Raw genomic sequence first — 12,941 nt, forward strand, 5'->3', positions numbered from 1 at the left:
GTCGACGGACGCGGCACGACGCCGCCCGGCGCCGCCCGCGCCGGCGCGCGCGCCGCTCTATGCGTGGAACGAGAAGCCGGCGGCGCCGATTACGCCCGCACCGAGCGTTCACGACACGCTGCGTTCGATCGAGGCCAGCACCGCGCAATGGGCGTCGCTGGGCGGCACGCCGTCCGGCGATGCAGCGCACACGGCGGCAGCAGCCGCTGCCGTGGCCGGTGTCGCCGCCGCAGCCGGCAGCGTGGCCGCGCCGGCATCGGCGACCGTGTCGAATGCGTTCGGCTCCGCGACGCACGGCATCGCAGCCCAGGGCGCCAATGCTCCGGCTGAACACGATGCCGCGCCCGCATACGACGACAACGCGCCGATCGTGCTCGACGCCTTCATGCCGGCGCAGTCCGGCATCGCGCAGGCTCCGGTTGGCGATTTGTCCCCTCCTGCATTCGGTGACGCTGAACCGAACGCACGGTCGAATACCGCCATCGACGATGCCGCGTTCTCGCATCGCGCCGACGACGCAATCCGTCACGTCGACGCTACGCCCGCCGCGCCGGCATTCGGGGTCGCAGCACCGTCGATCGACGCACCCATCGACGTCGCGCCTTGGGAAGATGTCGTCAGCGCGCCGGTTCCGGCGCTCGACGTGTCGACCGGAAACCCGATCGCCGAGCCGCCGGCAGTCACCGCGGGACCGCAATCCGCGCATTCAGCCTTCACACAAGGAGGCGACGCAGCGGTTCGCGACCTCGACACCGGCAAAGCGACCGGCTCCGTCGATATCGACGACCACGCCGACGCGCAACCGGCGTCCGCAATCGATCGCGCCGCTTCGGCCCGCGTGCCTCAAGGGGCTGCCGATCCGCACGCCGCCGCGAAGCCTGCCGACGGCATCGTTCCGTTCGCTGCCCTGCCCGCTTCGTCGCTCGCGGGAACGTCCGTGAGCGCAGCTTCGGGGACCACGTCGATTGCGGCAACATCGGCACCGGCGGTATCGAATCACGTGCCGGACGCCGTCAAGCCGGTCGAGGCGGCGGAACCCGCGGCACCGCTGTCGGCGGTCGCTCAACGCGCGACGCCCGCTACATATTGGACCGCGCCGACGATACCGCCCGCAGCGACACAAACGACCGTTGCCGCTGAACCGCCGAAATCGCCGGCGGTTCAGCCGTTCGCCGCAACCTCGGCGGCTTCGGCCGTCAATGCATCGCCGCTGACCGGCACGGCTCATGGCTCGACTGCACACGCATCCGCGCCGGCCTCCGCATCGAACATCGCGCCCGTCGCTACCGCAGTTTCGCCCGTCGGCGTAACCGGCACGGCGTCCGCTTCGCCGTCGCAACCGGCCGCCTCGGCACCACCCGTTACTTCCGTCGCGTCGGCATCGCCGGCCGGTGCCACGGACCTGACTGACGGTTCGCTTTCCCGCGCCTCGACGCCTGCATCGACCGATGCGCCTGCCGTGATGCCGTCGACGACTGGCGCATCGGTTTCGACGTTCGGTTCGACTGCGCAGGCGCCCGTAACGCCGGTGCCGGCTACCGCGATGCCCGCGACTTTCACGTCCACATCGATCGCCGCGCCGTCGTCCCCGTCGGCATCGGCATTTCCTGTCGACACAGCAGCCACGTCGACCGGTACGACGACCTTCGCTCCATTCAGCGCATCGGGCGCGGTCGCTCCGCAGCCGCCAATCAGCCTGCCCGTATCACCAACCGCGTCCGCCGCGACGTCGACGTCCTTCACGTCCTTCAGCGCGCTCGCGCCGACGACCACGGACGCCGCCACGCCAGCGCACCCGATCGCCAGCGCGCCTGTCGCCGCGGCCGGGCCGCTGACGTCCATCGGGGCGGCCACCGCGACGCAGGCTCCGTCGATCGCGTCCGTCCCAGCCGCCGCCCCGGCCGCGACTCAGACGTTCACGACATCGCCCGCCCCTGCCGTCTCATCGTCGGGCTGGTCCATGTCGCATGACGTGACGGCAGCACCGACCACGGCACCGCTAGCGGCAACCGTCCCCGGCGCGAACCTGCCGACCACGCCGGCAACCGTCGTTTCCGCGCCGCCATCGCCGGCAGCCCCGCCGATCGGCGCACCGGCCTCCCATCCAATCGAGGCAACCGGCCCCGCCCAAGCCGATACCCCAGCCCGCCCGCCGCGCCCGAACGCGTTCGAATTCCACGCACCCGCGTCGTTCAACGTCGAACTGCCGACGCTCGACCTGCTCGAGCCCGCGTCCGACGACGTCGAAATGATCACCGACGAACACCTCGCGCAAACCGCGCAGGTGATCGAACAGCGGCTGCAGGAATTCAAGGTGCCGGTGACGGTGGTCGGCGCGTCGGCTGGCCCCGTGATCACGCGCTTCGAGATCGAACCCGCGCTCGGCGTGCGCGGCAGCCAGATCGTCGGCCTGATGAAGGACTTGTCGCGCGGCCTCGGCCTCACGTCGATCCGCGTCGTCGAGACGATCCCCGGCAAGACCTGCATGGGCCTCGAACTGCCGAACGCGAAGCGCCAGATGATCCGCCTGTCGGAAATTCTTGCCGCACGCGAATACCAGCATTCGCCGTCGCAACTGACGATCGCGATGGGCAAGGACATCACCGGCCACCCGGTCGTCACCGATCTCGCGAAGGCGCCGCACATGCTCGTGGCCGGCACGACGGGTTCGGGCAAGTCGGTCGCGATCAACGCGATGATCCTGTCGCTGCTGTACAAGGCGACGCCGGAAGACGTGCGGCTCATCATGATCGACCCGAAGATGCTCGAGCTGTCGGTCTACGAAGGCATCCCGCATCTGCTCGCGCCGGTCGTCACCGACATGAAGCTCGCGGCGAACGCGCTGAACTGGTGCGTCGGCGAAATGGAGAAGCGCTACCGGCTGATGTCGGCCGTCGGCGTGCGCAACCTCGCGGGCTTCAACCAGAAGATCCGCGACGCGGAAGCGAAGGAAAAGAAGATCGGCAACCCGTTCTCGCTGACGCCCGAGGATCCGGAGCCGCTGTCGACGCTGCCGCTGATCGTCGTCGTGATCGACGAGCTGGCCGACCTGATGATGGTCGCCGGCAAGAAGATCGAGGAACTGATCGCCCGCCTCGCGCAGAAGGCGCGCGCGGCCGGCATCCACCTGATCCTCGCGACGCAGCGGCCGTCCGTCGACGTGATCACCGGCCTCATCAAGGCGAACATCCCGACGCGCGTCGCGTTCCAGGTATCGTCGAAGATCGATTCGCGCACGATCCTCGACCAGATGGGCGCGGAGTCGCTGCTCGGGATGGGCGACATGCTGTTCCTGCCGCCGGGCACCGGTTATCCGCAGCGCGTGCACGGCGCGTTCGTCGCCGACGAGGAAGTGCACCGGATCGTCGAGTACCTGAAGCAGTTCGGCGAGCCGCAATACGAGGAAGGCATCCTCGACGGCCCGGCCGCCGACGGCGCGACGCAGGACCTGTTCGGCGACGCGCCGGACGCGGAAGCCGATCCGCTGTACGACGAAGCCGTCGCGTTCGTCGTGCGCACGCGGCGCGCGTCGATCTCGTCGGTGCAGCGGCAGTTGCGCATCGGCTACAACCGCGCGGCGCGGCTCGTCGAGCAGATGGAGGCGGCCGGCCTCGTGTCGGCGATGGGCATCAACGGCAGCCGCGAGGTGCTCGTGCCGGCTGCGGCCGACTGAGGCAGGCGGCCCGCCGGCCGCCGTTCATCGACATGGGCGCGTCGTGAAACCGACTGCCTGAAATACGAAGGGCGCTGCATCGGCAGCGCCCTTCTTGCATCAGCCGGGAATCCCCGCGATTTACTGGGCGACCGGCACCAGCTTGAAATCGACCGGCTTGCCGACCGCGATCTTCTGCGGATTCGCGCCGAGCTGCCCCGTTTCGACATCGCGACTGAACACGTAGAACGTGTCGCTGTCCTGGTTGCCGACGATCAGCCACTTGCCGGTCGGATCGATCAGGAACTCGCGCGGCGTCTTGCCGAGGCTCGACTGGCGGCCGACGTGCTTCAGCCGGCCGTCGGCCTTGTTCACCGCGTAGATCACGAGGTCGTTCGCGTCGCCGCGGTTGCTCGCGTACAGGAAGCGGCCGTCCGGCGACAGGTGGATCGCGCCGCCGCCGACCTTGCCCTTGAAGCCGGGCGCCGTCATCGGCAGCGTCTCGATCGGCGTCAGCTTGCCGTCGTGATAGCCGAACACCTCGACCGACGCGTTGAGTTCGCTCGTCACGTACGCGAACCGGCCGTCGGCGCTGAACACCATGTGACGCGGGCCCGAGCCCGCCTTCACCGGCGTGTAGCGCGTGTCGGTCGGGCTGATCAGCCCGCGGCTGCCGTCCACCGTGTAGCGGTAGCCGTAGATCTTGTCCGCGCCGAGATCCTGCACGAACAGATAGCGGCCGTCCGGCGAAAACACCGTCGAATGCACGTGCGCGCCGTCCTGGCGGCCCTTCACCGGCCCGGTGCCTTCGTGGTGGACCGTCAGCACTGCCTGACCGACCGCGCCGTCGTCGCGCAGCGGAAGCACCGCGAAGCTGCCGCCCGGGTCGGCCGCGACCGAGTAGTTGGCGGTGACGAGGTACTTGCCGTCCGGCGACAGCGCGAGATAGCACGGATCGTTCCCTTCCGACGATACGCGGTCGATGAAGCTCAGCGCGCCCGTCTTCGCGTCGAAGCGGAACGCGCTCACGCCGCCGCGCTGCGTCGCCGGCCCGTCGTCGCCGGGCAGTTCGTTGACCGCGTAGACGGTGCGACCGTCGCGGCTCGGCAACAGGTACGACGGATTCACGGTCTTCGCCGACGACACCGGCGCGACGCTGCCGCTCTTGGTATCGAAGCGGTAAACGTAAATCCCGTCGCTGCCGCCGCCCGTATAGGTGCCGACGAGCAGGTTGTAGACGCCGTCGGCCGGGGCGGACGATTGCTGCGCGAATGCGTGGGTCGCGGACAGGGAAAGCACGATCGCGAAACCTTTCATCCAGTGAGCGAACCTAAGCGGGAACCCTCGTGTCGAAGCGCGTGCGTCACGCTCGCGTAAACGGTTGGGCATTGAATCCTCCTTGCATCGAGTCGCTTCAAGTGTTGAGATAGGACGAAACGCCGGCCGTTCACGCGCTCCGCCGCCCGGCCGAGTATACGGGGCGCGGCGCCCGCGCGTGAAGTCGAGGGCGTCGACGTCCGCATTGTGAAACTCGAATACCCAAGGATCGCCTGCCCATGCCCGCCCTGATCGAAGACTACGCCCTCGTCGGCGACGGCCACACGGCCGCGCTGATCGCAAAAGACGGCTCCGTCGACTGGCTGTGCTGGCCCCGCTTCGATTCGGGCGCCTGCTTCGCGGCGCTGCTCGGCACGCCCGAGCACGGCCGCTGGTTGCTTGCTCCGGCCGCCGACGCCGCGATCACGCACACGACCCGCCGCTATCGCGGCGACACGCTGATTCTCGAGACCGATTACGAAAGCGCCGACGGCGCCGTCACCGTGATCGACTTCATGCCGCCCGGCAACGGCTGGTCCGAACTGGTGCGGATCGTCGTCGGCCGCCACGGCAAGATGAAGATGCGCATGGAACTCGTGTTGCGCTTCGACTACGGTTTCTCGATTCCGTGGGTCACGCAACTGACCCGCGAGGACGGCATGAAGGCCATCGCCGGCCCCGATACCGTCGTGCTGCGCACGCCGGTGCCGCTCACCGGCAAGAACCTCCACACGCTCGCGGAATTCACGGTCGGCGCCGACGAGCGCGTGCCGTTCTCGCTCGGCTACGCGGCGTCGCACATGCGGCTGCCGCCCGCGCGCGATCCGCTGTCGATGCTCGCGCGCACCGAGAACTACTGGCTCGAATGGTCGGGCCGCTGTCAGGTGCAGGGCCGCTACGCGGCCGCCGTGCGCCGCTCGCTGATCACGCTGAAGGCGCTCGCGTACGAGCCGACCGGCGGCATCGTCGCCGCGCCGACCACGTCGCTGCCGGAGAAGATCGGCGGCAACCGCAACTGGGACTACCGCTACTGCTGGCTGCGCGACGCGACGATCACGCTGCTCGCGCTGATGCGCGGCGGCTACTACGACGAGGCGCGTGCGTGGCGCACGTGGCTCGGCCGCGTGATGGCCGGCTCGCCCGAGCAGATCCAGATCATGTACGGAATCGCCGGCGAGCGCCGGCTGCCGGAAATGGAGCTCGACTGGCTGCCCGGCTACCAGGACTCGCTGCCGGTGCGCGTCGGCAACGGCGCCGCGAACCAGCTCCAGCTCGACGTGTTCGGCGAGGTGATGGCCGCGCTGCACCTTGCGCGCGTGGGCGGCCTGCAGGCCGACGACACGGTCTGGTCCGTGCAGTGCGCGCTGCTCGATCACCTCGAGAAGATCTGGCAGGAACCCGACGAAGGCATCTGGGAAACGCGCGGCGGCCGTCGCCATTTCACGTTCTCGAAGGTGATGGCGTGGGTCGCGTTCGACCGCGCGATCAAGTCGGCGGAGATGTTCCGGCTGCCCGGCTCGCTCGACCGCTGGCGCGCGCTGCGCGAGCAGATCCATGCGGACGTCTGCGCCAACGCATGGCACGAAGGCAAGCAGGCGTTCGCGCAGAGCTACGGCAGCGACGAGCTCGACGCAAGCGTGCTGCTGCTGCCGCAGCTCGGCTTCCTGCCGCCGGAAGACCCGCGCATCGTCGGCACGGTCGAGGCGATCGAACGGGAATTGCTGCACGACGGGCTCGTGATGCGCTACCGCACGACCGAATACGACGACGGCCTGCCGCCGGGCGAAGGCACGTTTCTCGCGTGCAGCTTCTGGCTGGTCGACAGCTATGCGCTGCTCGGCCGGATCGACGACGCGCATCGGCTCTTCAGCCGCCTGCTCGCGCTGTCGAACGACCTCGGGCTGCTCGCGGAGGAATACGACCCGGTCGCCGGGCGGCTCGTCGGCAACTTCCCGCAGGCGTTCTCGCACGTGGCGCTCGTGCACACCGCGATGAACCTGATGCACCATGAAGACGCGATGGCGCGCGCGGCCGGCCAGCCCGCGCCGGCCGTGGCTACGGGCCGCTGAACGGCGCGCGCGGGCCTTGTTCAGAGATCGTCAAATCGCAACACTTTGATGAAAACCCGGGGAAATGTTGCATTGCACCACCGATCGTTGTCCGATATGATCGGCGAGATTGTCCGGCTGCAATGCAACATGGCCGGTCGCTGACCCACACGGCACGCCGCGACGCCTCACGCCGCCCTTGCGCACCGTCCCCCACGCGGGAGTAGCCTGCATGCTTTACCAACTGCACGAATTCCAGCGGGCGATGCTGAGCCCGCTCACGGCCTGGGCCCAGGCCGCCTCGAAGTCGTTCGCGAATCCGTCCAGCCCGTTCTCGCTGATGCCCGGTGCCCCGCGGATGGCGGCTGCCTATGAGCTGATGTATCGGCTCGGCAAGGATTACGAGAAGCCGGAATTCAACATTCATCAGATCGTCAAGGACGGCCACAACATCCCGATCGTCGAGCAGACGATCATCGAGAAGCCGTTCTGCCGCCTGCTGCGCTTCAAGCGCTATTCGGACGACGCCGACGCCGTCACGCAACTGAAGGACGAGCCGGTCGTGCTGGTCTGCGCGCCGCTGTCGGGCCACCACTCGACGCTGCTGCGCGACACCGTACGCACGCTGCTGCAGGATCACAAGGTCTACATCACCGACTGGATCGACGCGCGGATGGTGCCGGTCGAGACGGGCCCGTTCCACCTGCACGACTACATCGCGTACATCCAGGAATTCATCCGTCACATCGGCGCGCGCAACCTGCACGTGATCTCGGTATGCCAGCCGACGGTGCCGGTGCTCGCGGCGATCTCGCTGATGGCGAGCCGCGGCGAGGACACGCCGCTCACGATGACGATGATGGGCGGCCCGATCGACGCGCGCCGCAGCCCGACGTCGGTGAACTCGCTCGCCACGCAGCATTCGACCGCGTGGTTCGAGAACAACGTGATCCACACGGTGCCCGCGAACTATCCGGGCGAAGGCCGCCAGGTGTATCCGGGCTTCCTGCAGCACACCGGCTTCGTCGCGATGAACCCGGAGCGGCACGCACAATCGCACTGGGATTTTTACCAGAGCCTGCTGCGCGGCGACGAGGACGACGCCGAAGCGCACCGCCGCTTCTACGACGAGTACAACGCGGTGCTGGACATGGCCGCCGAGTATTACCTCGAGACGATCCGCGTCGTGTTCCAGGAATTCCGGCTCGCGGAAGGCACGTGGGACGTCGAAGGCGAGCGCGTGCGGCCGCAGGACATCAAGCACACCGCGCTGATGACGATCGAGGGCGAACTCGACGACATCTCGGGCAGCGGCCAGACGCACGTCGCGCACGAGCTGTGCACGGGCATTCCGCAAGACGATCGCCGCAGCCTGACCGCCGAGAAATGCGGCCACTACGGGATCTTCTCGGGCCGTCGCTGGCGCACGATCATCTATCCGCAACTGCGCGACTTCATTCGCGACCATGCGCTGGAGCCCAAGCCCGGCGCGACGAAGTTGCCCGTCGATGCCCAGGATGCAACCGCGATCGGCGTCGTGCCGGCCGCCAAGCCGGAGCCGGAAACCGCGGTGCGCGCCACCGCCGCGAAACGCACGCGCGCGAAGGCGCCGGCCGTGACGGTCGCGCCCGCCAGGACGCCCGCCGCGAAGGCCGCGCCCGCCGCGAAACGCACGGCTGGCAGCCCGCGCGCAAAAGCCGCGCGGGTCCGCAAGGCCGCCTGACGCGCCGCGTTCCGACGCAAAAACGCCGCCGTTGCTTGACGCAACGGCGGCGTTTTTTATTTCGGCAGCGGCCGCGAGCGGGCAGCTCATCGGCTCGTCCGTTCGTCGCGTCAGCGCCGCAGCAGATAAGCGAGCAGCACCTCAGTGTTCATCCGGACCATCTCCGCGCGCTCGTCGGTGTCGGTGAAGTCGCGGCCGAGCGTCGCGGCGAGCGTGAAGCGGTTCGACACGATGTAGTAGCCGAGCCCGGACAACGTCACGTAGAAGCGCAGCGGATCGACGTCGCCGCGGAACAGCCCGGCCTTCTGGCCGCGCATCAGCACGTTGCCGAGCTTCGCGACGATCGGCGACATCATCTCGCGGATCCGCGTCGACTTGTGCAGATAGCGCGCTTCGTGCAGGTTCTCGTTGTTGATGAGCCTGAGCAGCTCCGGATGGTCGCGGTAGTAGTCCCAAACGAAATGCGCGAGCCGCGTGACGGCTTCGACCGGCGCGACGCCGTCGAGATCCAGCACGCGCTCGGCCTCGGTCAGCGCGGAGAACGCGTGTTCGAGCACCGCCGTGAACAGCTGCTCCTTGCTGCCGAAGTAGTAATAGAGCATGCGCTCGTTCGTTTCGGCCCGGCGCGCGATCTGGTCGACGCGCGCGCCGAACAGCCCTCCATTCGCGAACTCTTCGGCTGCCGCCATCAGGATGCGGCGGCGCGTACCTTCAGGATCTCTTTTGATTTTTGGCTGATTCATGGTGGCGCTTTGCTATGTGAGCCGCTTGATTCGGACCGACACCCCCACCGCCTCGGCGCCGGCCGCCCTGGAACGGGCGCGCCGCGGGCGGCCGCCCTCCTGCTGAGCCCCTGCAAAAAAGCGGTTCGATTATGCGCATAGACGGCGTCCGGCGCAATGCGGGAAATCGGCGATAATCGAGCTTTGGCCAACCTTTCCGGCCGCGCCCGGCGCGGCCGACCGAGAGCCATTCGGCGCCGCTGCGCCCGTTGTCAGCCTGTTGTCACCGTGACCGACTCCAAAACACTCGCGGATCGCATCGAAGATCTGCTTCCCCAGACGCAATGCACGAAGTGCGGCTATAACGGCTGCCGTCCGTACGCCGAGGCGATCGCCGCCGGCGACGCGAACTACAACCAGTGCCCGCCCGGCGGCGCCGAAGGCATCGCGCGCCTCGCGAACCTGCTCGGCAAGCCGGTAATTCCGCTGAACCCCGTCAACGGCAGCGAGCATCCGCGCGCGGTCGCGTTCATCGACGAAAACCTGTGCATCGGCTGCACGCTGTGCATGCAGGCGTGCCCGGTCGACGCGATCGTCGGCGCGCCGAAGCAGATGCACACGATCGTCGCGTCGCTGTGCACGGGCTGCGACCTGTGCATCCCGCCGTGCCCGGTCGACTGCATCGCGATGCTGCCGGTGACCGGCGATCGCACGGGTTGGGATGCGTGGTCGCAGGAACAGGCCGACGCCGCGCGCGAACGCCACGACCTGCGGCTCGCGCGCGAGCGCCGCGAGCGCGAGGCCGCCGACGCGCGTGCTGCCGCCCGCCGCGCGGCCAGTGCCGCCAAGCCGGTTGCGGAGCCCTCTGCAGCGCAGCCCGGTTCGCAGCCGGACACGCCGGCCGCCGCGCCGGCCGCCGACGACGCCGAAGCGAAGAAACGCGCAATCATCGCCGCCGCACTCGAACGCGCGCGCAAGAAGAAGGAAGAACTGTCCGGGCAAGGCGCCGGGCCGAAGAATACCGAAGGCGTGAGCGCGGCCGTCCAGGCGCAGATCGATGCGGCCGAGGCCCGTCGCAAGCGGCTCGCCGAACAGCAGGCGCAGCGCGATGCCGAAGCCGCATCGGGCAGCAACGACCACGACAACGACGCAGGCAACGACGATCCGGACGGCCCGTCCGCGCCGCCCGACCAGAACGCTCCATGAACGCCAGCAAACGACGCGCGATCTACGAAACGCTGCAGAGCCTCAATCCGCATCCGACCACCGAGCTCGAATATTCGACGCCGTTCGAGCTGCTGATCGCCGTGATGCTGTCCGCGCAGGCGACCGACGTGTCGGTCAACAAGGCGATGCGGAAAATGTTTCCGGTCGCGAATACCCCGCGACAAATCGTCGCGCTTGGCGAGGAAGGCGTCACCGAGTACATCAAGACGATCGGCCTCTATCGCACCAAGGCGAAGAACGTGGTCGCGACGTGCCGAATCCTGCTCGAGCGCTACGACGGCGAGGTGCCGGCCGATCGGGAAGCGCTCGAAGGCTTGCCGGGCGTCGGCCGCAAGACCGCGAACGTCGTGCTGAACACCGCGTTCGGCCAGCCGACGATCGCGGTCGACACGCATATCTTCCGCGTCGCGAATCGCACCGGGCTCGCGCCGGGCAAGGACGTGCGGGCCGTCGAGGCCGCACTCGAGAAGTTCACGCCGAAGGAATTCCTGCAGGATGCGCATCACTGGCTGATCCTGCACGGGCGTTACGTGTGCAAGGCCCGCCGGCCCGAATGCTGGCACTGCGCGATCGAGCCGCTGTGCGAGTTCCGGCCGAAGACGCCGCCGCCGAACGAATAAGCGCCAGGCAGCGCGGGCGAGTTCCGCAGGCGCCGTCGCGACGCCCGCTCCCTTCCCCGCTTACGCGTTGGATGTCGCCGTCGCGTCGTCGGCGGCCGCGCCGCCCGCGCGCACGAGCGCCAGCACGGCCGCCAGAATCGCGACGCCACCCGCCCACTGCAGCGGCGACAATGCTTCCCCGAACAGCAGCGCCGCGAGCGCGACCGTCACGACCGGTTCGAGCGTCGACAGCATCGACGTGCGCGCGGCCCCGAGCCGCTCGAGCCCGGCGAAGAACGCAAGCATGGCCGCGACCGTCGACACCAGCGCGATCGCGAGCATCGACGCCCAGCCGCCGGCCGTCGCGGGCCAGCGCGGCGGCGCGCCGAACCCCGCCGTTCGCACGACGGCGATCGCGACGAGCGTCGCGGTGGCCGACAGGCAGATGATCGCGGTGGTCGCGAGGGGATCGACGCCGCGCGTCGCCTTCGTGCCGCCGACGATATACAGCGAGTAGATCACCGCGGCGGCCAGCGCCAGCGCGATCCCGAGCGGCTCGCCGTGCCCGCCGCCGACCATCAGCGCCGAACCCGCGACGCACAGCACCAGCGCGACGGCCTTCGCCCGTGTCAGGCGCTCGCCGAGCCACCACGCGGCGAGCAGCGTGACGAACGCCGGGTACAGGTACAGCAGCAGCGCGACGAGACTCGCCTGCGCGTGCTGCAGCGCGCTGAAATAGCAGAACGACTGCCCGACGTAGCCGAGCGCGCCCATCGCCACCAGCGGCGCGAGCGCCCGGCCGCGCGGCCAGGCGACGCGGCGGTGCCGTGCGATCGCCGCGAGCACCGCGCCGCCGATCGCGAAGCGCACGATCAGCAGCCCGAGCACGTCGACGCCGGCCGCATACGCATAGCGGCCGAAAATCGCCATCGCGCCGAACGCGGCGGCGGACAACGCGACGTAGAACGCGCCCTGCAGGGCGGCGGACGATGAGCGAACGGTGGCGGTCATGATGAAACGGGCGAACGGGGCGCCGTGACGGGAATCGTCGGAGTGTAGCGGCGCGGCGGCGCCGAGCCTAGCCCGCGCTTACCCGTTGCGCGGCGGGCGGCCGCGCGTTCCGCGCCGACCGCTCCCGGGGGCCGGCGCCAGCGCCGTCCGTCGCGCCGGCGTACAATGCCCGACGCGGCATGATGCCATCCGAATCACGACGTTTCCCCACCATGTTCAATCCAAGCCGCGACGACGTGCGTCGCTTTTTCACCGAGACCTGGCGCAAGCAGCGCGCGGGCGAGATCCTCACGCCGCTGGAAGCGATCGCGGCCGACTGGATCGTCGAGCATCCCGAGTACCACGACGAACTGGCCGATGCCGACGGCGCGGCGGCGCGCAACTACACGCCCGAGGAAGGCCGCACCAACCCGTTCCTGCACCTGTCGATGCACCTCGCGATCAGCGAGCAGTTGTCGATCGACCAGCCGCCCGGCATCCGCGCCGCGCACGACAAGCTGGCCGCGAAGCTCGACTCGACCCACGACGCGCAGCACGCGATCATGGAATGCCTCGGCGAGACGATCTGGGAAGCGCAGCGCACCAACACGCCGCCCGATACCGACGCGTACCTGCAGCGCATCCTGCGCCGCGCGTCGCGCG

9 protein-coding genes are annotated in these 12,941 nt (G+C 68.9%); 6 read left to right on the forward strand and 3 right to left on the reverse strand.

The window, feature by feature from the left end; translation table 11 throughout:
• On the forward strand, positions 1-3,673 hold a 3,673-nt coding region (locus JMF86_RS35355), incomplete at its 5' end, for a DNA translocase FtsK (protein WP_236593012.1).
• 120 nt (positions 3,674-3,793) lie between these two features.
• Here JMF86_RS35355 and JMF86_RS11560 read toward each other — a convergent pair.
• The gene (locus JMF86_RS11560) at positions 3,794-5,041 is read right to left on the reverse strand and encodes a lactonase family protein (protein ID WP_011545866.1); all 1,248 of its coding nucleotides are present in this window, start codon (positions 5,039-5,041) and stop codon (positions 3,794-3,796) included.
• A gap of 167 nt (positions 5,042-5,208) precedes the next feature.
• Here JMF86_RS11560 and JMF86_RS11565 point away from each other — a divergent pair, with 167 nt between their 5' ends.
• Positions 5,209-7,038, forward strand: coding sequence for a glycoside hydrolase family 15 protein (locus tag JMF86_RS11565; protein ID WP_006478200.1), 1,830 nt, complete (start codon positions 5,209-5,211; stop codon positions 7,036-7,038).
• Between the two features lie 211 nt (positions 7,039-7,249).
• Positions 7,250-8,740, forward strand: a complete 1,491-nt coding sequence (locus JMF86_RS11570) for a polyhydroxyalkanoate depolymerase (RefSeq protein ID WP_011545868.1) — start codon at positions 7,250-7,252, stop codon at positions 8,738-8,740.
• 110 nt (positions 8,741-8,850) lie between these two features.
• Here JMF86_RS11570 and JMF86_RS11575 read toward each other — a convergent pair whose 3' ends face one another.
• Positions 8,851-9,483, reverse strand: coding sequence for a TetR family transcriptional regulator (locus tag JMF86_RS11575; RefSeq protein ID WP_006478198.1), 633 nt, complete (start codon positions 9,481-9,483; stop codon positions 8,851-8,853).
• 267 nt (positions 9,484-9,750) lie between these two features.
• Between JMF86_RS11575 and rsxB the strand changes: the two genes are divergently transcribed.
• Together rsxB and nth are read left to right on the forward strand one after the other, a co-directional pair.
• Positions 9,751-10,668, forward strand: a complete 918-nt coding sequence (gene rsxB, locus JMF86_RS11580; protein WP_374039654.1) for an electron transport complex subunit RsxB — start codon at positions 9,751-9,753, stop codon at positions 10,666-10,668.
• Entirely contained in the window at positions 10,665-11,309 is a 645-nt protein-coding gene (gene nth, locus JMF86_RS11585; RefSeq protein ID WP_006478196.1) for an endonuclease III, read from the forward strand. Before rsxB ends, nth begins: the two co-directional genes overlap by 4 nt.
• Positions 11,310-11,369: 60 nt before the next feature.
• Here nth and JMF86_RS11590 read toward each other — a convergent pair whose 3' ends face one another.
• Positions 11,370-12,299, reverse strand: a complete 930-nt coding sequence (locus tag JMF86_RS11590; RefSeq protein WP_011545870.1) for a DMT family transporter — start codon at positions 12,297-12,299, stop codon at positions 11,370-11,372.
• Between the two features lie 179 nt (positions 12,300-12,478).
• Here JMF86_RS11590 and JMF86_RS11595 point away from each other — a divergent pair.
• Positions 12,479-12,941, forward strand: a 463-nt coding sequence (locus tag JMF86_RS11595) for a DUF1841 family protein (RefSeq protein WP_231691690.1), incomplete at its 3' end; no start/stop codon positions are given.

Source organism: Burkholderia sp. E168m15, from assembly GCF_016586105.1.
Taxonomy (GTDB): Bacteria; Pseudomonadota; Gammaproteobacteria; order Burkholderiales; family Burkholderiaceae; genus Burkholderia; species Burkholderia orbicola.

Excerpts from the sequence above, each read along its gene's own strand:
- JMF86_RS11560 (WP_011545866.1), bottom strand. The coding sequence starts at position 5,041 with ATGCCCAACCGTTTACGCGAGCGTGACGCACGCGCTTCGACACGAGGG.
- JMF86_RS11565 (WP_006478200.1), top strand. The coding sequence starts at position 5,209 with ATGCCCGCCCTGATCGAAGACTACGCCCTCGTCGGCGACGGCCACACG.
- JMF86_RS11570 (WP_011545868.1), top strand. The coding sequence starts at position 7,250 with ATGCTTTACCAACTGCACGAATTCCAGCGGGCGATGCTGAGCCCGCTC.
- JMF86_RS11575 (WP_006478198.1), bottom strand. The coding sequence starts at position 9,483 with ATGAATCAGCCAAAAATCAAAAGAGATCCTGAAGGTACGCGCCGCCGC.
- nth (WP_006478196.1), top strand. The coding sequence starts at position 10,665 with ATGAACGCCAGCAAACGACGCGCGATCTACGAAACGCTGCAGAGCCTC.
- JMF86_RS11590 (WP_011545870.1), bottom strand. The coding sequence starts at position 12,299 with ATGACCGCCACCGTTCGCTCATCGTCCGCCGCCCTGCAGGGCGCGTTC.